Source organism: Dyadobacter sp. (assembly GCF_039919315.1).
In the GTDB taxonomy this organism is placed as follows: domain Bacteria; phylum Bacteroidota; class Bacteroidia; order Cytophagales; family Spirosomataceae; genus Dyadobacter.
Genome location: NZ_JBDSFX010000104.1, coordinates 1 through 20977 on the forward strand (window position 1 = coordinate 1; position 20977 = coordinate 20977).

General features: G+C 46.8%; 14 protein-coding genes. 12 read left to right on the plus strand and 2 right to left on the minus strand.

Going from position 1 to position 20977, the window contains the following annotated elements; genetic code table 11:
* Window positions 1–1514 (plus strand): c-type cytochrome (locus tag ABIO93_RS31360; RefSeq protein WP_348073991.1); only part of this gene is annotated, 1514 nt, incomplete at its 5' end.
* Window positions 1515–1528: 14 nt separating this feature from the next.
* Here ABIO93_RS31360 and ABIO93_RS31365 read toward each other — a convergent pair.
* Window positions 1529–2140, minus strand: a complete 612-nt coding sequence (locus ABIO93_RS31365; protein ID WP_348073992.1) for a YceI family protein — start codon at window positions 2138–2140, stop codon at window positions 1529–1531.
* 267 nt (window positions 2141–2407) lie between these two features.
* Here ABIO93_RS31365 and ABIO93_RS31370 point away from each other — a divergent pair, with 267 nt between their 5' ends.
* The 5 genes from ABIO93_RS31370 to ABIO93_RS31390 all read left to right on the plus strand — a co-directional run bounded on the left by ABIO93_RS31370 (window position 2408) and on the right by ABIO93_RS31390 (window position 8719).
* Entirely contained in the window at window positions 2408–3493 is a 1086-nt protein-coding gene (locus tag ABIO93_RS31370) for a histidine kinase (protein WP_348073993.1), read from the plus strand.
* 39 nt (window positions 3494–3532) lie between these two features.
* Window positions 3533–4312, plus strand: coding sequence for a LytTR family DNA-binding domain-containing protein (locus ABIO93_RS31375; RefSeq protein ID WP_348073994.1), 780 nt, complete (start codon window positions 3533–3535; stop codon window positions 4310–4312).
* Between the two features lie 116 nt (window positions 4313–4428).
* On the plus strand, window positions 4429–6999 hold the full coding sequence (locus tag ABIO93_RS31380; protein WP_348073995.1) for a TonB-dependent receptor: 2571 nt from the start codon (window positions 4429–4431) through the stop codon (window positions 6997–6999).
* 59 nt (window positions 7000–7058) lie between these two features.
* Entirely contained in the window at window positions 7059–7775 is a 717-nt protein-coding gene (locus tag ABIO93_RS31385; RefSeq protein ID WP_348073996.1) for an outer membrane lipoprotein-sorting protein, read from the plus strand.
* A 296-nt stretch (window positions 7776–8071) separates the two neighbouring features.
* A complete protein-coding gene (locus ABIO93_RS31390; protein WP_348073997.1) occupies window positions 8072–8719 on the plus strand; it encodes a response regulator transcription factor in 648 nt (215 codons plus the stop codon).
* 14 nt (window positions 8720–8733) lie between these two features.
* On the opposite strand, the gene ABIO93_RS31395 is transcribed toward ABIO93_RS31390, so the two are convergent.
* Window positions 8734–9177 carry a VOC family protein gene (locus tag ABIO93_RS31395; protein ID WP_348073998.1) on the minus strand — a complete coding sequence of 148 codons (444 nt, stop codon included), beginning with the start codon at window positions 9175–9177 and terminating at the stop codon, window positions 8734–8736.
* A gap of 97 nt (window positions 9178–9274) precedes the next feature.
* Here ABIO93_RS31395 and ABIO93_RS31400 point away from each other — a divergent pair, with 97 nt between their 5' ends.
* From ABIO93_RS31400 to ABIO93_RS31425, 6 genes are all read left to right on the plus strand, one after another.
* Entirely contained in the window at window positions 9275–12010 is a 2736-nt protein-coding gene (locus ABIO93_RS31400; RefSeq protein WP_348073999.1) for a substrate-binding domain-containing protein, read from the plus strand.
* Between the two features lie 204 nt (window positions 12011–12214).
* A complete protein-coding gene (locus ABIO93_RS31405) occupies window positions 12215–13537 on the plus strand; it encodes a sugar porter family MFS transporter (RefSeq protein ID WP_348074000.1) in 1323 nt (440 codons plus the stop codon).
* Between the two features lie 12 nt (window positions 13538–13549).
* Window positions 13550–14437 (plus strand): carbohydrate kinase, encoded by an 888-nt coding sequence (locus ABIO93_RS31410; RefSeq protein ID WP_348074001.1) that lies wholly within the window; start codon window positions 13550–13552, stop codon window positions 14435–14437.
* Between the two features lie 4 nt (window positions 14438–14441).
* On the plus strand, window positions 14442–17597 hold the full coding sequence (locus ABIO93_RS31415; protein ID WP_348074002.1) for a TonB-dependent receptor: 3156 nt from the start codon (window positions 14442–14444) through the stop codon (window positions 17595–17597).
* Window positions 17598–17616: 19 nt separating this feature from the next.
* Window positions 17617–19329 (plus strand): RagB/SusD family nutrient uptake outer membrane protein, encoded by a 1713-nt coding sequence (locus ABIO93_RS31420; protein ID WP_348074003.1) that lies wholly within the window; start codon window positions 17617–17619, stop codon window positions 19327–19329.
* Window positions 19330–19388: 59 nt separating this feature from the next.
* Window positions 19389–20915 carry a glycoside hydrolase family 32 protein gene (locus ABIO93_RS31425; protein WP_348074004.1) on the plus strand — a complete coding sequence of 509 codons (1527 nt, stop codon included), beginning with the start codon at window positions 19389–19391 and terminating at the stop codon, window positions 20913–20915.
* The last annotated feature ends 62 nt before the right edge of the window (window positions 20916–20977 follow it).

Below are 20977 nucleotides of genomic sequence, written 5' to 3' on the forward strand. Positions count from 1 at the left end.
GTTATAATGAGAAATCAGTCGCCAATAACAAAGTATATCCTTTGCACTCCACCCCCGGCGTGAACCGCGGCTACATGAAAAATGTGCTGGACGACAGCCTGCGTTTGAATGATTTTACGGCCGCAGCCGGTCCTGTCGTGTACCGTGGTGATCTGTTCAGCAAGGCTTATGATTTCAATGCATTCGTACCCGAACCTTCCGCTAACCTGATCAAACGGAATATTCTCAATGAAAAGGGATATATAGTAAAAGGTGAGCAGGCCTATAAAGGCAAAGAATTTCTCGCCAGCACCGATGAGCGTTTCCGCCCCGTCAGCCTGTACAATGCACCGGACGGTTCTATGTTCGTACTCGATATGTACCGCGGCATTATCCAGCATAAAACCTATCTGACCCCATATTTGAAAGATCAGATCGGGAAAAGAGACCTGACGCAACCACTTTCGGCTGGACGCATTTATAAAATTGTCCCCAAAAACACTAAACCTCGCCCGGTACTTATCTCGGATGAGGCAGGGGAATTGGTGAAGTTATTGGGTCACACCAATGGCTGGGTACGCGATCGCGCGCAGCAAAAACTGATCGACGGCAAGTACAACCAAACCGTACCAGCATTGCGCGAGGCCATTAAACAGACTGCCAATCCATTACTGGCGATCCATGCATTGTGGACATTGGAAGGTCTTCATGCACTCAAAACCGAAGAGGTACTGGCATGGCTGAGCCAATCCTGGACCTATAAGATGCAAGCATTGTCCGTTTCTTCTTCCATTATGACGCCGACATCTTACAAGCAAATTGCCTCCGCATTAGACGGAATGGTGAATGAAAATGATACACTGTCAGCTCCTTATGTTGCTTTTATTTGCAAAAGCATTGAAAAATTTGATCCGATTGCATCACGCGGACTGCTAACGAAGCTAGCTGCCAAATATCCTAACAACCGCTTTGTTTCCGATGCCGTGATCAGCAACCTGCAAGACCAGGAGGAAGTGTTCCAAGGCGAAGTGAGTGCGTCACTTTCCGACCCTAACCTGGTTTTCAACAAACAATTGCAAAGAGTAGTAACCGCCGTTAAAAGTGCTCAGGGCAACCGCAACCCGGAAATGCTGAAAAAGGAATTTCCAAAAGGGGAAGCATTGTTCACTTCCGTATGCCAAACCTGTCACGGCGCTGATGGTGGAGGCGTGAAATCACTGGCCCCGCCATTGAACCAGTCAGAATGGGTGACGGGCAGTAAAGACAAGCTGATCTCTATCGTTCTTTTCGGCTTGACAGGCCCCGTCAAAGTGAATGGTCACGTGTACCAAACTCCCGAAGTGAGCGGTGATATGCCTGGTATCGGCTACGATAAAGATATGCCCAGCGAAGACATTGCCCAGCTGCTGAGCTACATTCGCAAGTCTTGGCGCAACAATGCTGACAAGATCACGACCGAAGAAGTAGCCAAAACCCGCCAGAAATTGACTGGCAGGGAGAAGGCATTTACAGAAGTGGAGCTGAACGGAATTTGAGTGCGGTATAGCGATTATTTCTTTGTACCTGAAATTTTCAGGTGAATATCGACGTCCGAATAAATGTAATGTCCCTCAGCTTTCGGGTCAGTAGCGTAGTTCATACCCCACAGTGTACGGTTTATTTTGAACTTAGCTTCCGTTAATAACTTATCATTGCTTACATCAATTTTGGCCGGAAAGTTGATAGTGTTTGTTTTGCCGATCATCGTAAAGTCGCCCGTTACCAGGTAGTTAGCGCCAACTACTGCTGCGGTGTCCGTTCCAGCGTACGGTGCAATGCCAGTGATCTTGAAAGTTGCTTCCGGAAACAATACTACATTGAAGAAATCTGCGCTTTGCAGGTGTCCCAGCAGCTGTGGTTTCAAGTCGTCGGGCAAATTAAAATTCTTAATCGAAGCGATCGGAATGATGAATGTACCACTGTTGATCCGGCCATTCTCCGCTTGCAAGTCCTCACTTTCTACATCAAAAGACCCGATATTGAACGTACCGGGCATAGAACCTTTCCACTCGGCCACAGAAGTCTGATCCAGTACATACTGAGATTTTTGTGTCACATGGTCGGTAGTACAGCCCGTCCAGAGAATGGTGGCTGCGATGGCTGATAAAATGATTGTTTTCATTGCTAATAAATGTTAAAATGGTTTTGTGTTTCTTTTTGGCAAAACTGAGTTTTTTGAAAGGGCAGGAAAATTCGATCATCTCTGAACTGCGATTTATGGCCACTGAATTGTAGAAAATTGTGTATCGAGGAAATGAAAGGTGAAATCAGTATTTTGGTTGATTCCAGTTCAGATAGCTATAATGACACTACAGCAAGGTTCTGGTTGTTTCTTTTCGGACGGAAACGGAATTTTGAAGTCGTTTAACAAGCCAGCCTGAGCCATAGAATGCCTTATATACCCTCGTTTAAGTCCATCCTGAAAAGCCCTATCACCAAAAATGATATCTGGGTAATGCTGATCTGCCTTCCATTTTTCATCAATCTGGCATACCTGCTTTTTGGCAAAAGATATTTTGAAGAGCAGCGCGTTTTGACATGGGCGACCCTGATCGTGTGCATTACCTGGATCATTTCCTGGCGGCTGCACATCCTGGCGGGACATTACATGCGCATCGCGTTGCAGGATGTGACGCAAACCACACGACGATTACTCATTTCAGGCTGTATATATGTACCACTCACCGGCCTCATTACCTGCATTCTTTTTTACGCATTTCACATGACCGGTTTTTTGGGTTATCGATTTGATCTTAAAAGCTTCATTCTGGCTTTATTGTCAGGCTTACTGATCAATCTCGTGGCGACCAGTTTCTATGAAGGATTATATGTGTTCGAAAAATGGCGGAGCACATTACTGGAAGCGGAAACGCTGAAACTGGAAGCGGAGAAGCTGAAAAGAGAAAACCTGCAAAGTCAGCTCGACGGGCTAAAAAGTCAGGTTAACCCGCATTTTTTGTTCAATAGCCTGAACTCATTATCGGCATTGATTAGTAAAAACCCCGATAAAGCGGAGATGTTCCTGGATGAGATGAGTAAGGTGTACCGCTATTTGTTGAGGACCAATGAGCAGGAGCTGACCTCCCTGGCAGCGGAAATCAGGTTTTTAAATTCCTATTTTCATATGTTGAAGACTCGTTATGGCGACGGTATCGTGCTGCAAATGTCAGTGGAGAAAACCCATGAAGATTACCTGCTACCGCCGCTAACACTGCAAATGCTTATTGAAAATGCGGTCAAACATAACATCATTCTCAAAGAAGAGCCGCTTGTGATCACGATCGGTACGGATGCAAATGATAACCTGACTGTTAGCAACACATTGTATAAAAAGCGGCTGAAAGTACAGTCCAGCAAGATCGGGCTGGCCAATATTTCGGCCAAATACCGGCTACTCAACCAGCCCGATATTATCATTCATGAAAGTAAAACCGACTTTACCGTCATTATCCCGCTGATCAGAAATTTCAAATAACACCACTGTAAGCACCCAATAATTTAATTAAGCGCAGCAATGAATATTTTAATAGTTGAAGACGAAGAGCTGGCAGTTGACAAGCTGAAAAAGACATTGGAAAAGGTCGACGGAGACGCCCGGGTGATTGGCGTGACCGGCAGCATTCATTCCTCGGTTGCCTGGCTAAGCCAAAACCCCGCTCCTGATCTGATACTGATGGATATCGAGCTCGCAGACGGACAGAGTTTTGAGATATTTGACCAGATCAAAGTGAAAAGCCCGGTCATTTTTATCACTTCCTATGACGAATATGCATTGCGCGCCTTCAAGGTAAACAGCATTGATTATCTGCTCAAACCTGTGCAAACAGAAGACCTGGAAGCCGCGCTGGAAAAGTTTAAAGAATTCAAACAGACTTTCAGCCAGATGCCCGACAGCCAGACCACTAACATTGAAAAGCTGGTAAGAGAGCTGCAAAACCAATTCGTACCCAGGGAATACCGGAAGCGGTTTTTGGTTAAACATGTTCAGAAGCTGGTATCGGTCGAAGTAGAGACGATCGCGTATTTTTACAGCGAAGAGCGTTTTAGTTTTTTCAAGACCAGCGAGGATAAGCAGTTCATTGTGGACTACAATATGGACGAGCTGGAAGAGCTGCTGGACCCGAATGAATTTTTCCGTATCAGCCGTGCATTTATCATTTCGATCAGGTCGGTGGAGCTCATCGGCGACTATTTTGGCAACCGCCTATCCCTGCGTTTGAAGCCGCATTTAAACAAAGAGACCATTGTGAGTCGTGAGAAAGTTGCATCGTTTAAAAAGTGGATGGGAAAATAGACGGATCACCCATCGCTGCATTGCGGTCGTCCATCCCGCTAATTCCATCCTTTGTCATAATTTACTTTCCGGTAGGTTCTTTCTGTCGCATTTTTATAGCGTTAATTTGAAAAACCATGAAAATGACAAAACTTCTTCTCACTCTTACTATCGTTCTTACTTCTCTCCTCTCCCCGGCATTTGCCCAATTTCCCATCACCGGTGGAGCAGCGAAACCGAAGGCCCTACCCGGTACCGCGGGCGACCAAAGCCCAAAAGGAAACTCCAAAATTACAGGTACCGTAACTGACTCAGCCTCCTCCAAAGGCATTGAATTTGTCAGCATTGCGCTTTACAATAAGGCAAACGGACAAGCGGTGGATGGAACCGTGGCGGATGAAAAAGGAAAATTTGCCCTTACCAAAATTGTAGCCGGAGACTATAAAGTACTGGTATCATTCATTGGATACGGTAACAAAACACTGGACAACATCAAACTCGAAAAAGGCCAGGAACTGGACCTTGGCGTGATCTCACTCAGCTCCAATACCAAAACGCTGAACGAAGTAACTGTGACCGGCCAGGCTGCACTTATTGAAGAAAAAGTGGACAGGCTGGTTTATAATGCTGAAAAAGACATTACAGCCAAAGGTGGTGACGCAACCGACATTTTGCGAAAAGTACCCTTGCTGACCGTGGACCTGGACGGTAATGTGTCATTGAGAGGAAGCCAGAATATCCGCGTGCTGATCAACAACAAGCCGAGTACCATTATTGCCAACAGTGTGGCCGATGCATTGAAACAAATTCCTGCTGATCAGATCAAGTCTGTGGAGGTGATTACCAGCCCTTCTGCTAAATACGATGCGGAAGGCTCGGGTGGTATCATTAATATCATTACCAAAAAGAACAGCTTGCAAGGGCTCAACCTCAATATAGATACCGGTGTCGGTAACAGGGGCTCGATGCTTTCGCTGAATGGTGGCTACCGCAAAGGGAAGGCAGGATTTACCATCGGTGGATTCGGTCGCGGAATTTACAATACCGTAACCAAAACGTCATTGGAACAAAGCAGTACAGTGGAAAATATAGCCACTACAACCCGCCAGACGGGTGACGGTTCCAGCCACGGGCTTTTTGGGAATTACAACCTAGGTTTTGACTATGATCTTGCGAAGAACCAGAGCATTACTGCGGGGGTAAAATACGGCGTCCGGAATTTCAGTAACCAGCAGGACCTGATCACACGCCTCATGAAAACAGGGTCTTCGGATGTTGTTACCAGCCGGAATGTGGATGCCAAAAACCTTTCGGGTACAGTGGATGTGAACCTGGACTACCTGCACACATTCAAGCCGCAGCAGGAATGGAGCATGTCTACACTTTACAGCCGCAATGATCTGACCAACGACTTTGACGCGAACCTGCTCAATGGTAGCAAGGAATTGACCAGCCGCCAGCGCAATCTGAACAAAAACATCAATCAGGAGTTTACATTCCAGAGTGATTATCAAACGCCTATCAAGAAAAACCAATTGCTGGAATTTGGTGGAAAAGGAATTTTCCGTGAGGTAACAAGTGCATACAGCTTCCTGACCGCTGAGCCGACCGGCGACTTCCGTCCTGAAACAGACCAGCCTGCCGGAGACCTTACCTATCATCAGAATATAGCTGCAGGTTATACTTCTTATACTTATACCACCAAAAAACGATATACCATCAAAGGAGGCTTACGTTACGAGCATACTTTCATCGATGCCAGTACTAATGAGGGAACTGTGGGCGTGGGTAACTACGGCGTGCTGGTACCGAGTGTCAATGCTTCCAAAACTTTTAAAGGAACTACGGTGAAGCTGGCTTACAACCGCCGTATACAGCGTCCGGGCTTACAGCAGCTTAACCCTAACTTCAACTCAGCTAACCCGCAGAACATTACAATAGGTAACCCCGAGCTGCGTCCGGAGCTTACCAACAACTTTGAACTGGGATTGAGCAAGAACATCAAGAAAACGTTTATAAATGCTACTTTCTTTGGCCGGGTAACCAACAATGCGATCAGCCAGGTACGCCAGCCATCCGATACATTGGCAGGTGCGATTGTGACCACTTTTGAGAACATCGGTAAGCAGCACGCATATGGTACCAACCTTTTTGCCAACGTTGCCGCCACCTCCAAAATCAATGTCGGGCTATTTGCTAACGTGTTTTACACTACATTAACCGGCCAAACCATTGGACAGAACGGTCTTGCACAGGAAATCAACAATAACGGCTTCAATGTAAGCGGCGGTATTTTCTCCCAGGCTACCTTTAAAAACGGATGGGGGGCGCAGGCTTTTGGTTTCATGCAGGGTAACCAGGTTCAGTTGCAGGGAAATCAGGGAGGCTTCGGTTTCTACACCCTGGGTGTCAAAAAAGAATTTGGCAACAAAAAGGGAAGTGTTGGACTTGCTGCCGAGAACTTCCTAAGCAAGCGTTACAACATTCACACCGAGCTGACTTCGATCCAGTTCAACCAGGTTAATGATGTATACCTTTATAACCGTGGTATCCGGTTGACATTTACCTACAAAATTGGTAAAATGACCATGGATGCTCCGAAAAAGAAGGCGAAATCAGTTAACAATGACGACGTGAAAAGCGACGGAAGCGGTGGACAACAGTCTGGCGGCGGAGCACCGGCTAGTGGCGGAAGCGCTCCAAGGTAGTTATGACACGTATATTGCTTTTGGGTTCACAAACTGTTTATCAATAATAAAACTTAGATATGAAAACAAACAAACTATTCGTCGCAACCTTAGCGACCTTGATTTCAGTCGCATCCTACGGCCAGAGTGTTGACGAAATCGTGGATAAGCATGTGGCCGCCCTCGGCGGATTAGATAAGATTAAAGCTGTGAATACAATCATCACAGATCGCTCTCTGGCAGTGCAGGGAATGGAAATACCGAACAAAACGACGCTTGTCGTGGGCAAATCGGTTCGTACCGAGTCTACCGTAATGGGCAATTCGATGGTGCAGGTCGTAGACGGTGGTACGGGATGGATGATCCGCCCGACGATGATGGGAGGAACAGGTGAACCCGAGGATATGCCGGCCGATCAGCTGAAACAACAACTCAGCTCGCTGGATCCTTTCGGCGGATTGGTTAACTACAAAGAAAAAGGCAACGCCATCGAATTGGTTGGTAAAGAAAAACTCGACAAGAAGGACGTTTACCACCTGAAAGTAACTACCAAGGACGGGCAGGTCATGGACCAATTCCTGGATGCTGAGACTTATCTGGTAAGTAAGGTGAAGATTTCAATGAATGGCCAGGATGGCGAAATAGACCTTTCGGATTACAAAGAAATTGAAGGTGTGAAATTCCCGAACACCATGGAGATCAGCAATCCGCAAATGGGCGCTATGTCGTTTATTACCAGCAAAGTAGTTGTAAACAGCAAAGTCGACGAGTCGATCTTTAAAAGACCCGTCAAATAGTTTTTAAGCAATGCTATGTACTAAAATAGAGAGCGTTTCCGATGGAAAGCTCTCTATTTTTTTATTTGAAAAATAGAAATAATTCTGGCTTGCAAGTAGCACTAAATTAATAAATAGAAATTATTTTGAGGAACAAAATAATATATTGTAAACTTGTACGACACTGTCGCTAAATATTGCAAATCGGTCTGGTAATTATTACTTTAATTACTTTTTATGTTTGATTCAACATCAATTTCCGACTGAATTTGATAACGCACAATAGTCCGACCAAGCATCCACAGACTTCCAACTTAATGAAACATATACTACTGGTTGAAGACCATGCAATTGTTCGACTTGCAACCAGGTTCCTCATTCTCGATTTGCTGGATCCGGTAACTGTGCATGAAGCCGCCAGTTTGGCAGAAACGATGGTCAAATTAGCCTCGAACTCCATTGACTTGATTTTGCTTGACATTAATATTCCCGATGGAGAGGGTTTCAATATGATCCCAAAGATCCGCGAGATCAGTCCCAAAGTACTGATACTTATTTTTTCAAGCCTGGAAGAAGAAGTTTACGCGCTGCACTACATTAAAGCGGGCGCCAACGGTTTTCTGTCCAAAAACGGATCGCAGGCCGAGATCAAGAAAGCGATATTATCCATGCTAGAAGCTGGTAACTACATCAGCGTGGCCGTGCAGCAACAGCTACTGCGCAACACGCTGGACAACAAATCCTATGGAGAAAATCCATTAGAGGGGCTCTCGCAGCGGGAGCTTGAAGTAATGGATATGCTTATTGAAGGATATTGGACCAAAGAAATTGCAATCCGGCTCAGCCTGACGGAAAGTTCAGTAAGTACCTACAAAGCCAGAATTTTCGAAAAACTGAAAGTAAGTACCCTGATTGACATGTTTAAAAAAGTGCAGTTCTTCAAAAGCCAGAACCCCGGCGCCTGAACCGGGTACTGAACCTATTTCTTCTTCTCATTGAGCTCGATCAGATAGCCATCCGGATCGGCAAAATAAATTTGCGTAACTCCATCGAATCTCACTTGCTTATGAAACGCGATTTTCTTTTCTGTCAAAAACTTTTCAGCTCCTGCAATTGAAACCACGAACAATGCAAAATGACCGCCGTTTTTATCATTAACGACTGGCGTCGTGCGGCCTGCCAGCAAATGGATCATTTGCCCGTCTCCGGCATCAAACCACGCCCGGATTGCTTTGAGGGTATCAGGCACTTCCACCGGTTTCATACCCACAATGTCCCTGTAAAAATCCCGGCTAGCGGGGATATCCTTCACTTGTAACGCAAGGTGATTAATTCGGGCAAAACCCAAACCGCCTGACGATACCTGTGCAGAAACCATGGAGCAGGAAATGCACATCAAGCCTAATAAAAATAATTTTTTCATGAAATTTTAGTAAATATGAATGCGGCGCAAGGTAAGTAATTGTGCAATTAATGATACTTTTGACCGACTCAAATTACCGAATATATACCTGAAAACTTTGAAATCTGCCGCAGCTCTTTTCGTGCTTATTTTACTGTTAGCGGCCTGCACAAAGCAAGAGCCAAAGCAGTTTACGATCGGTTTTTCCCAATGTACCGGTGCGGATAACTGGCGTAAAACCATGCAGGAAAGTATGTACCGGGAACTTTCGTTTCATCCGGAGATTAATTTCATCATGAAGGATGCGGGCGGCAACTCAGCCAAGCAAATTCAGCAGATATCGGAGTTCATAAGTCAGGATATTGATCTGCTCATCGTGTCGCCCAATGAAGCAAAGCCCATTACACCTATCGTTGAAAAAGCCTACCAAAATGGCATTCCCGTCATTATATTGGACCGAAAAACCAACTCAGATCAGTATACTGCCTATGTTGGAGCCAATAATGTGGAAGTAGGGCAAGTGGCCGGCGCTTATGCGAACACCCTTTTGAAAGGCAAAGGCAATGTGATCGAGATTAGCGAGAAGCCCGGTTCTTCTGCGGACATTGATCGCCATCAAGGTTTTGCGGAGAGTATCAGTCACTTCCCGGGCATTCGCCTGGTAACCAAGCTCGACGGTGACTGGGACAAATATTCCTTTCAAAAACCGCTTACAGCCACGTTAAGGGACAATTCCAACATTGACGTTATTTTTTGTCAAAACGACCGCCGTGCATTGACAGCATTCAGGGTATGCCAAAGTTTGGGTCTGGAAAAAGAGATCAAGCTTATCGGTGTTGACGGACTTACCGGCCGCGACGGAGGCATAGACCTGGTGGACAGGGGCATTTTGAATGCTACGGTGCTTTACCCTACCGGCGGCGAAGAGGCTATCCGCACCGCCATTTCCATTTTACAAAAAGAAGCATTTAAAAGGGAAAACAGATTGCAGATCACCATGATCGACTCTACAAACGTGAGGATCATGAAGTTACAGAGTGAAAAGCTAGTCGCTCAGGAGCAGGACATTGAAAGACGGCAGGAAAAAATCGAAGAACAGAGGGCGATTTCGGAAAATCAGACCATCATTATTTACGCTGTTTCGGTGACGCTGGCGCTCGCTTTACTCTTCGGTGCATTGTCCTTTTATTCACTTCGGGAAAACCGCAAGATTAACAAACGACTGGAATCTCAAAATCACGAGATATCGGACCAGAAAAATCAGATCGAGCAGCTGGCCCAGCGTGCTGGCATTGAGAATGAGGCCAAATTGAAATTTTTCACCAACATTTCCCACGAGTTCCGCACGCCACTCACGCTGATACTCGCCCCGGTGGAGGACATTCTTTCCAATGACAAAATCCGCGATCCGCTGATCCGGCAGGAACTTTCGCTGATCCGTAAAAACACATTAAGGCTACTCCGGCTAGTGAATCAGCTGATGGATTTTCGGAAACTGGGCAGCAATAAAATGAAGCTCCGGGCCGGAGAACAGAATCTGGTCGCATTTGTCAGGGATATCATGGTTTCTTTTGAAAAAATAGCTTCCCGTCGTAAAATTGACTTCCAGCTCATTTCCTCCGATCCCGAAATACGCGTCTGGTTTGATGCTACAATGCTCGATAAAGTGATCTTCAATCTGCTTTCCAATGCATTTAAATTCACCCCCGACAAAGGACGTATCTATTTGTATATCAACACCTCAGCGGACAATACACAGATCAGGGTGGAAGATAATGGGATCGGGATGACGCCTTCCGAGATCGCGCACGCATTTGAAGTCTTTTATCAGGGAGAAAACAGTTATAAAACCCTTGGTACTGGCCTGGGACTGGCATTATCCAAAGAACTCATCACCCTGCACCAAGGCCGTATTTCGGTACGCAGCGAGCCGGGCCGGGAAACCTGTTTTACCATTGAACTACCATTAGGTAGTACGCATTTGCAGCAGGATGAACTTCAAGATGAACCCATTGAAGACATTTCGATCGCCCGCAATTTTGAACTTTCAGAAGATACCAATGCGGAGCTTATTCCAGTCCCCATCACTGGTCAGCCGAAAGAACAGTCTGTGCTGCTCATTGAGGACAATGCCGACCTGGTGCGGTTAATGGAACAAAAACTGCAAAATAGCTACCAGATCTATAAAGCTGCCGACGGCGAAGAAGGTCTCAGAATGGCTTTTGAACACATTCCGGACCTGATCATTTGCGATGTGATGCTGCCGGGCAAAGACGGGCTCAGCGTTTCGGTCATGCTTAAAACCGATTTCAGGACATCACATATCCCGGTGATCATGCTCACTGCAAAAACCACTACCGAGCAACAGATCGAAGGTATCCAGACCGGCGTGGATGCTTACATTACCAAGCCATTCAACCTCCAATATGTTGCAGAATTGATCAGGGCGCTGCTGAAAAACCGTGCGATCCTACGCGAACATTACACCAGTGAGCTGCCCATTGAGTCATCGACAGTGAACAATCCCAATAAGCTGGATAAGAAGTTCATTACCCAATTCACGGCTTACATTGAAGAAAATTACGGCAACTCCGAGCTCAGCGTGGAAGACATTGGCCGGGACCTGGGCATGTCGCGCGTGCAGCTGTACAGGAAAGTGAAAGCGCTCCTCGGCATGAGCGTTAATGAGTACATTCAGCAGCTTAGATTGAATAAAGCTAAATTTTTACTGAGACGCGACGACCTGACCGTTTCAGACATTGCCTACAAAGTGGGCTTCTCCTCTCCTACTTATTTCTCCACGGCCTTCAAAACAAAATATAACCAAACGCCGATGGAATATAAAAAATCCTGAACCATGTTACATTTTTGAAAGACTATGTATCAAATTTTAAACCCGCACTTTCAATATTGTGTCACCCTACCAACCTAAAACGTTGATAATCATTACAATACGCCTTCAATAGCACTCCGTATCAAAGTTTAACTTTTTTGAGATATTTTTTAGTTATTCAAAGTATGTTACTGCGCTAGTTTTGATCAAAAATCAGAACTAGAAATGAAAAACAGTAAAGTACTAGTGTGGTCGGTCGTAGTAGCGTTGGGGGGATTCCTCTTCGGGTTCGACACGGCGGTGATCTCGGGAGCGGAAAAAGCCATTCAATTATTGTGGGACCTCTCGCCCGTAGAACACGGGTTCACAGTCTCCATCGCACTCATCGGCACGGTGCTCGGCGCAATGCTCGGCGGCATACCCACAGACAGGCTCGGACGCAAAACCACCCTGTTCTGGATCGCGGTCCTCTACCTGGTATCTTCCCTGGGTTCCGCATTTGCCACTGACTGGAACATTTTCCTTTTCTTCCGGTTTCTAGGTGGCCTCGGCGTAGGCGCATCATCCGTGGCCGCCCCTATGTACATATCCGAGATCTCGCCCGCCAAGTCGCGCGGTAAAATGGTCGGGCTGTTTCAGTTCAATGTGGTATTCGGTATTCTGATCGCCTACTTCTCCAATTATTTCATGCAGGATATGGGCGATCACGCCTGGCGCTGGATGCTCGGCGTACAAGCATTGCCGTCACTGGTGTTTCTGCTGGCCATTCTTTACGTACCGGAAAGTCCACGCTGGCTGGTGATCAAAAAAAACAAGGTGCAGGAAGCGCGTGAAATCCTTGAACTGATCGATGCCAACACAAGCGAAGAGACCCTTTCTGCTATTATTAATGCACATGAAGAGGCATCCGGCAGCAAACAGTCACGGCTTTTTTCAGCCCGATACAAATCTCCGGTAACCTTGGCCATCCTCTTCGCTGTTTTCAATCAGGTCTCTGGCATCAACGCGATCATTTATTACAGTCCGCGGATTTTCGAAATGACCGGATTAGGGACCAAGGCAGCATTTCTTTCCTCGGCCGGGATCGGTTTTGTCAATTTTGCCTTTACACTGCTTGCTATCAATTTCATCGACAAATTCGGTCGTCGCACGTTGATGTTTACTGGTTCCGTTGGCGTCATTATTACGCTTGCATTGGTTGCCAGGGCATTTTTCATACAGGATTTCACAGGCGTACCTGTCTTTCTTTTTGTCTACATTGCCTTCTTCGCCTTCTCTCAGGGAGCCGTTATCTGGGTTTTCATCTCCGAAATATTCCCAAATGAAGTCAGAGCAAGCGGGCAGGCGCTGGGCAGTTTTACCCATTGGTTTATGGCCGCGCTGATCGCCTTCTCCTTCCCCATCATTGCGGAATACTTTGGCGGCGGCATCACGTTTTCATTTTTCGCGCTGATGATGGTGTTGCAGCTCATTTTCGTCTGGCGGTTCATGCCGGAAACCAAGGGTACCTCCCTGGAACGCACTGAAAAAACAATGATCCTTCACTAACCGATCACTTATATGTGTACTGAAATTGTAATTTTTGGTGAAATGCTCTGGGATATGCTCCCCAGCGGCAAGCAGCCCGGCGGCGCTCCGATGAACGTAGCCATCCACCTCAAAAACTTCGGCCTCGATCCCGCATTCATCAGTCGCGTGGGTAATGACGACCTGGGTGTTGAACTGCTGGACTACCTGACGGGCCAGGGACTGTCCACACAATGGATCCAAACAGGACAAACGCATTTGACCGGTATTGTCAAAGTCAACCTGACCGACAAAACCGAGGTAACCTACAAAATCGTCCAGCCCGTAGCCTGGGACTACATTCAGGTTACGCCGGCTAACAAAAAGCAGGTTCAGGAGGCCGATGTATTTGTGTACGGAACATTGGCCGTACGCAGTCAGCAGTCAAAAGAAACATTGTTTGAATTGTTGCATGAAGCGAAATTGAAAGTATTTGACGTCAATATCCGCCCACCTCATTTCGACAGGGCAACTACCGAGCTGCTGCTGCGCGAAGCCAACATAGTCAAAATGAATGAGCATGAACTGGCCACGGTCGCCGATTGGTACGGCATATCACCTGATAATGAGACGCGTATGAAGTTTCTTTCTGAGAAATTTTCTCTACAAATGGTGATCGTAACCCTGGGAGCAGAAGGTGCCAAAGTACTTTACCAAGACGAAATAACCATCCAAGAAGGATACGAGGTGGAAGTTCAGGACACCATTGGCAGCGGTGACTCATTCCTGGCCATGTTTCTCAAAGAATATTTATCCGGTACCAACATTTCGGAAGCGCTCCGGAAAGCCTGTGCGGTAGGCGCCATTGTGGCCACCTATCAGGGCGCAACTCCTTCTGTTTCAGAGTCCGAATTGGATCATTTCCTCACCATTAACCATTAATACTATGTTCAAAAGATTACTATGGATGACACTCGTCATCATCGGCTCATGGCAAGCTGCGTGGGCACAAAAAATTACCGCTTCCGGGACCGTAAAAGCCACTGACGGTGAAGCATTACCCGGCGTGAGTGTACTTGAAAAAGGCACTAATAATGGAGCTGTCAGCGACGTTTCGGGAAAGTACGCAATCGGTGTTAATTCCGGGGCTACCTTAGTCTTTTCTTATGTAGGTATGCAGGCAGTGGAAGTTGCTATTGGAACAAAATCTGTGATTGACGTGACGATGCAGGCCGATTCCAAAAATCTCTCCGAGGTGGTAGTAGTCGGCTATACTTCTTCCAAAAAAGAAGATCTAACTGGTGCCATAGCTGTTGTAGATATGGCACCATTGAAAAATATCAGTTCCGGTAACCCCATGCAGGCATTGCAGGGACGTGTTCCTGGTTTATATATTGAAAAAACAGGTTCGCCCAACGGTACCAATTCCCGCATCCTGATCCGTGGTGCCAATACCCTTGGAAATACCGACCCCTTGTATATCATCGATGGTGTACCGACCAAAAGACCGGAAGTTTTTCAGGGTCTCAATCCCAATTCCATTGAATCGATTCAGGTGTTAAAAGATGCGTCAGCGTCCTCCATTTATGGTTCAAGAGCATCCAATGGTGTCATTATTGTGACCACAAAGAATGGCGCCAATACGAATGGAAAAATCAACATTGACTTCAACAGCAGCGTTTCGGCCCAGTCTGAGAAATACGCGCGCTTTAAAATGCTCAATGCTGCAGACCGAGGCCGTGCGCTCTGGCAGGCGTCTGTGAATGACCGTGTAAATCCCGAAGACGGCTATGGCGCGCTCTATGCATTTGATTGGAATAAAGATTTTAACAAACCGGTACTCAACAGCGTCAAAGTGCAGCCATTGGTAGGCGGAAACCAGAATATGCCCGCCGGAGATACGGACTGGCAAGCCGAAATGTACAAAACCGGTATCGTCACCAACAACGAGCTGACCATTTCGGGTGGCACCAAAACCTCCTCATTGCAAGTCAATTTGGGATATTACAAAAACACAGGTATGCTCCGCTACACCGATTATGGCAAGCTCAGCGGGCGTATCAATGCGTTGACCAGTGCTTTTGACGGAAAGCTGAAAATCGGTGCGAATATGCAGGTGACTTCCTCCAATGAAACGTTGGCTTCCACTGACATTGGCGGCGCGCTTACACCGGGTTTGGCTGTTACCCTCGCTCCGACCATTCCGGTTTATGCCAAGGACGGCTCCTGGGGTGGCGCAATCGGGTCTGGTTATTCCGACAGAAACAACCCGCTGCACATGCAGGAGATCAATAAATGGGATAATGCACACCGCCTGACGTTGTTCGGTAATGTGTTTGCGGAATTTGAACCGCTTAAAAATCTGTTTATCAAATCCAGTCTGGGAGCGGATAATGCCAGTTTTTATGCCAAAAACATTGAGCAAGCCTTCGAGGAAGGTTCATTTGGGCGAGCCAATAACAGCCTTACCATTGACCAGAACCGTTATTTGAGCATTACCTGGTCCAACACGATCCGCTATAACCTGGATCTTGGTAAAAACCATTTCAAATTTTTGGCAGGTATTGAAGCCATTAAAAACGACTCCGATTATGAAATTGCCAGAAAAGAGGGTTTCGCAGTTCAGACGGAAGATTACTTTGTGTTGAACGCAGGCACTGGCAATGTAAATGTGACCGGCAGCGGCTCGGGAAGCAGGTTACTATCCCAATTTGCACGTGTAGATTACGGCTTTTCAGACCGGTACCTGGCGGCGGTCACCATCCGGCGCGACGGCTCCTCGCGGTTTGGTTCGGCAAATGCCTATGGTATTTTCCCTGCGGCATCTGTGGGCTGGCGCATTGATAAAGAGCAATTTTTTCAAAGTGTCAAACACATTAGTAATCTGAAATTACGGGCTGGCGTGGGGCGTGTTGGTAACCAGGAAATCGGCGATTTGGCACGATTTGGTCTGTACGATACGCGATATGGTGCAAGGCAATCCCAATTTCCTAACGGCCATAACGGCTTTTTTGACCAGTTTTACAACATTGGAACCGCCTATGACCTGAATGGCGCCAATACCGGCAACCTGCCGTCGGGCTTTGTTTCCATCCAGGGTGCGAACCCTAATTTGAAATGGGAAACCACAGATGAAGCTAACTTCGGTCTTGATTTCGGATTCTTCGACGGCATGATACAGGGATCATTCGACTATTTTACACGCAAAACCAGCGACATTCTGATCACGCCGCCGATTGCGTCGGCTGTGGGCGAAGGCCAGCTGAGAGTACTCAATGGTGCATCCAAAAGCAACAATGGTTTTGAATTTTCGGCAGGCTACTATGCCCGTCCAAAAGGTGATTTCACATACAATGTGATGGCCGGAGTGAGCCGTTTCCGTGATAAAATCACCCAGTTACCTGAAGAAGTGAGGGCCGCCTATGCCGGTAATGCGACGCAGACTATTTTAGGACATTCTCAATTCGATCTGTTTGGCTACAAAACAGCAGGCCTGTTCCAAAGCCAGCAGGAAGTAGATGCCGCTCCTGCCCAGGTAGGCGCAGGCCCTGGCCGCATTCGCTATGTGGATACGAATGGTGATGGTAAGATCGACGATCTGGACCGCGTGTTTTTCGGAACAACATTGCCTGCCTTCGAATACAATGTGAAAGTGGAGGCTTTTTATAAGAACTTCGATCTTTCCATTTTTGGATCGGGTATAGCTGGAAGAAAAGGTTTTGACTCATATACTTTTTACAACAACTTTATCCGCGGCCGTGAAAATGTGGGCCCGGGCGTGTTTGATGCCTGGTCGCCCTCCAATACCGGCTCCCGCATTCCTGCATTGTCGCTGTCTGACCCCAATAATGAGACCCGCTCTTCGGATTATTTCAATGTCAATACTTCCTATTTCAAGCTGAGGAATGTGCAGCTGGGTTATGCGCTGAGCAGCGACTTGGTGCAGAAGATCAAGTTGCAAAGGATTCGCGTGTATGTGATGGCAGAAAACCTGTTTTTGATCAAATCAAAGAGCTTTACCGGACCCGATCCTGAGCGTACGGATATCAATGCGATCCCGATCCCGCGGACGATTACGGCAGGTATTAACATTTCTTTCTAAAATATTTAAGCAAAAGAACATGAAAACCAAACTGATATACAGCCTGATTGCCGCCAGTGCGCTGCTGACGGCCACTTCCTGCAAAGATTTCCTGGACTACGAACCGAAGGGCTTACTTTCCTCCGACAACATTAAGTCAGCTTCCGGCGCTGAATCGCTCGTCACAGCCGCATACGCAGGTGTAGGTAATGATGACATGGTAGGCCCGATGACCAGCATGTGGGTGTACGGGAGCGTGCGTTCGGATGACGCCTACAAGGGCGGAGGCGGGGTTTCCGATGTAGCCGAGGTGGATTTTTACGAACATTATAACCTTACCCGCCCCGATCTGGGCCTGATGCACCCGTATACCTGGGAAAATTTCTATAAAGCGATTTCACGAGCGAATGCTGCACTGAACAGCCTCAGCACATTGACCGACGCTGAGTTTCCTCTTAAAAAAGAGCGGCAGGCCGAAATGCGTTTTCTGCGCGGGCATTCTCATTTTATGCTCAAAATGCTTTTCAAAAATATTCCCTTCATCACCGAGGACCTGAACAGCGACCAGATCCTGCTGGAATCCAATGTGAAGTATACCAATGATGAGCTCTGGAATAAAATCGGCGAGGATTTTCAGTTTGCAGTGGATAATTTGCCAGCGAAACAAACCCAGATTGGTAGGGCAAATAAAATGTCCGCAGCTGCTTACCTGGCCAAATTGAGACTATTCCAGGCCTACGAACAGGACGCAAATCATAAGGTTACCAGCATTAACAAGACCAGGTTGCAGGAGGTAGTGACATTAACGCAGCAGGTGATCAGCTCAGGCCAGTACAGTTTGCAGCCGGACTTTGCCGAGAACTTTATCGCCGAAACTGAGAATGGCCCGGAATCGATTTTTGCCATTCAATATAGTATCAATGATGGTACCGCTGTGGGCCGGATCAGTTATGTGACTGGCCTCAATTACCCGCACGGTGCGCCACAATATGGCTGCTGCGGATTTCACCAGCCCAGCCAGAACCTGGCCAATTCCTACAAAACAGATGCAAACGGGTTGCCCCAAATGGATAGCTTCAACGATAAGAATGTAGATTTCAATACCGATACCGTCGATCCGCGCGTGGACCACACTGTTGGAATTGATGGTCACCCTTACAAGTATGACAACACCAAACCATTGAGCAACAGCTGGATACGCGATCCGGGGGTATACGGTTTTTTCCACACCATGAAAGAGCAGCAACTGGCAACCAGCGCGTCTTATCACAAAGAAGGACCATTCATTGGGTCATCCAAAAACATCGATATCATTCGCTATGACGATGTTTTGCTTATGCAGGCAGAAGCTTACATTGAACTCGGGCAGCAGGCGATGGCATTGCCACTGATCAACCAAATTCGTAAAAGGGCCGCAGCCAGCACAGGAAGATTGAAAAAAGCTGACGGAACATTTGCCTCCAAATACAATGTGAAAGAGTACAGCTCCGCTGGCTGGACGCAGGACTACGCGCGGAAGGCACTGCAATGGGAACGCAGACTGGAATTCGCGACAGAGAGTCCCCGCTTCTTTGACCTGGTACGCTGGGGCATTGCCGAAAAAACGCTCAATGCTTATCTTGAAAAAGAAAAAGTGAGACGGCCATTTCTGGCGACCGCCAAATTCACCGCAGGCAGGGACGAATATTTGCCCATCCCGCAAAGAGAGATCAGTTTTACAAAAGGTCTTTACATTCAAAACCCTGGTTTTTAGCAATTAAACATATCTTTGATTGTAATCTTATTTAACATTTTCGTTAACTATCCTTAGTAATGAAGAAATCCATCATCATAGCACTTTTATTTTGCGCTATCTTAACTTCCGGCTTAAAAGCGCAGGATGTGAAAGAAAAATACCGCCCCGAGTTTCATTTTTCGCCGAAAGCAAACTGGATGAATGATCCTAACGGGATGGTTTACCATAACGGGACTTTTCATTTGTTTTTTCAATATTATCCCAACGATAAAATCTGGGGGCCCATGCATTGGGGACATGCAACAAGCAAAGATATGGTGAGCTGGGAAGAGCAACCCGTTGCCCTGTTTCCAGATAGCCTGGGCTACATTTTTTCGGGAAGTGCCGTGGCTGACGTGAACAATACCTCTGGATTCGGCAAGGACGGGAAGTTTCCCCTGGTTGCCATTTTCACCCATCATAACCCAGTCCTTGAAAAGCTGGAAACTGGTAAACATGAGTATCAGAGCATCGCTTATAGCCTGGACGACGGAAAAACCTGGACCAAATACAGCGGCAATCCCGTTTTACAAAATCCAGGTATCAGCGATTTTCGTGACCCGAAAGTAAGCTGGTTCGAGCCCAAAAAAAAATGGATTATGACGTTGGCAACCAAAGATAGGGTCACATTTTATTCGTCCCCAGATCTTAAATCCTGGGTTCGGGAAAGCGATTTTGGCGTTGATGCTGGCGCACATGGCGGTGTCTGGGAATGTCCTGATCTGTTTCCAATCCAGCACAACGGAAAGCAGGTGTGGGTTTTGATCGTCAACATCAATCCGGGCGGGCCGAATAAAGGATCAGCGGGACAGTATTTTTTGGGGGACTTTGACGGAAAGACTTTCAAAGCTTACTCCAAAGAAACAAAATGGCTAGACTTTGGAACCGATAACTATGCATCCGTGACATTTTCAAATACCGGCAGCCGCGTGGTAATGATGGGCTGGATGAGCAACTGGCAGTATGCAAACGTGGTACCCACCGCCCCCTGGCGGAGTGCCTGTACCATTGCCAGGCAGCTTGACTTGAAAACGGTCGGTAAAGAGATTTATCTTACCTCCACGCCTGTAAAAGAGCTGGAAGTATTGCGCTCGACAGGTTTTACCGAGCAAAACGTAAAAGTACAGGGCCAGCTTGATCTGACAGAAAAGACAAAGAACAGTACCGGGCTTTTCCGTCTGGAACTGGAAACAAAAAATACTGCTGACTTTTCAATTGTTTTAGCCAATAACGAAGGCAACGAACTTGTTGTCGGATATAACAAAGCCGAAAATCAGTACTACATTGATCGATCCAAATCCGGGAAGATTGACTTTGAAAAAGGATTTGGACAAAAGCACACGGCACCAAGGCTATCCAAAGATCCCAACATTGAGCTAACCCTGATTGCCGATGCCGCCTCAGTCGAGCTCTTTGCAGACGGCGGACTTACCCCGATGACGGACATCTTTTTCCCCGATTCAAAAATGTCAAAATTGTCTATTAAATCTGTGTCCGGAATGACCTTGAAAAAGCTTGGTTATTCTGTTTTAGAACCGAAAGCAAAATCCGTTCGGGAAAACTAGAAATCAACGACAACTTCGGAACCCAGACTGGTAGGTATTAATGCCACGAATGCACCGGGCGG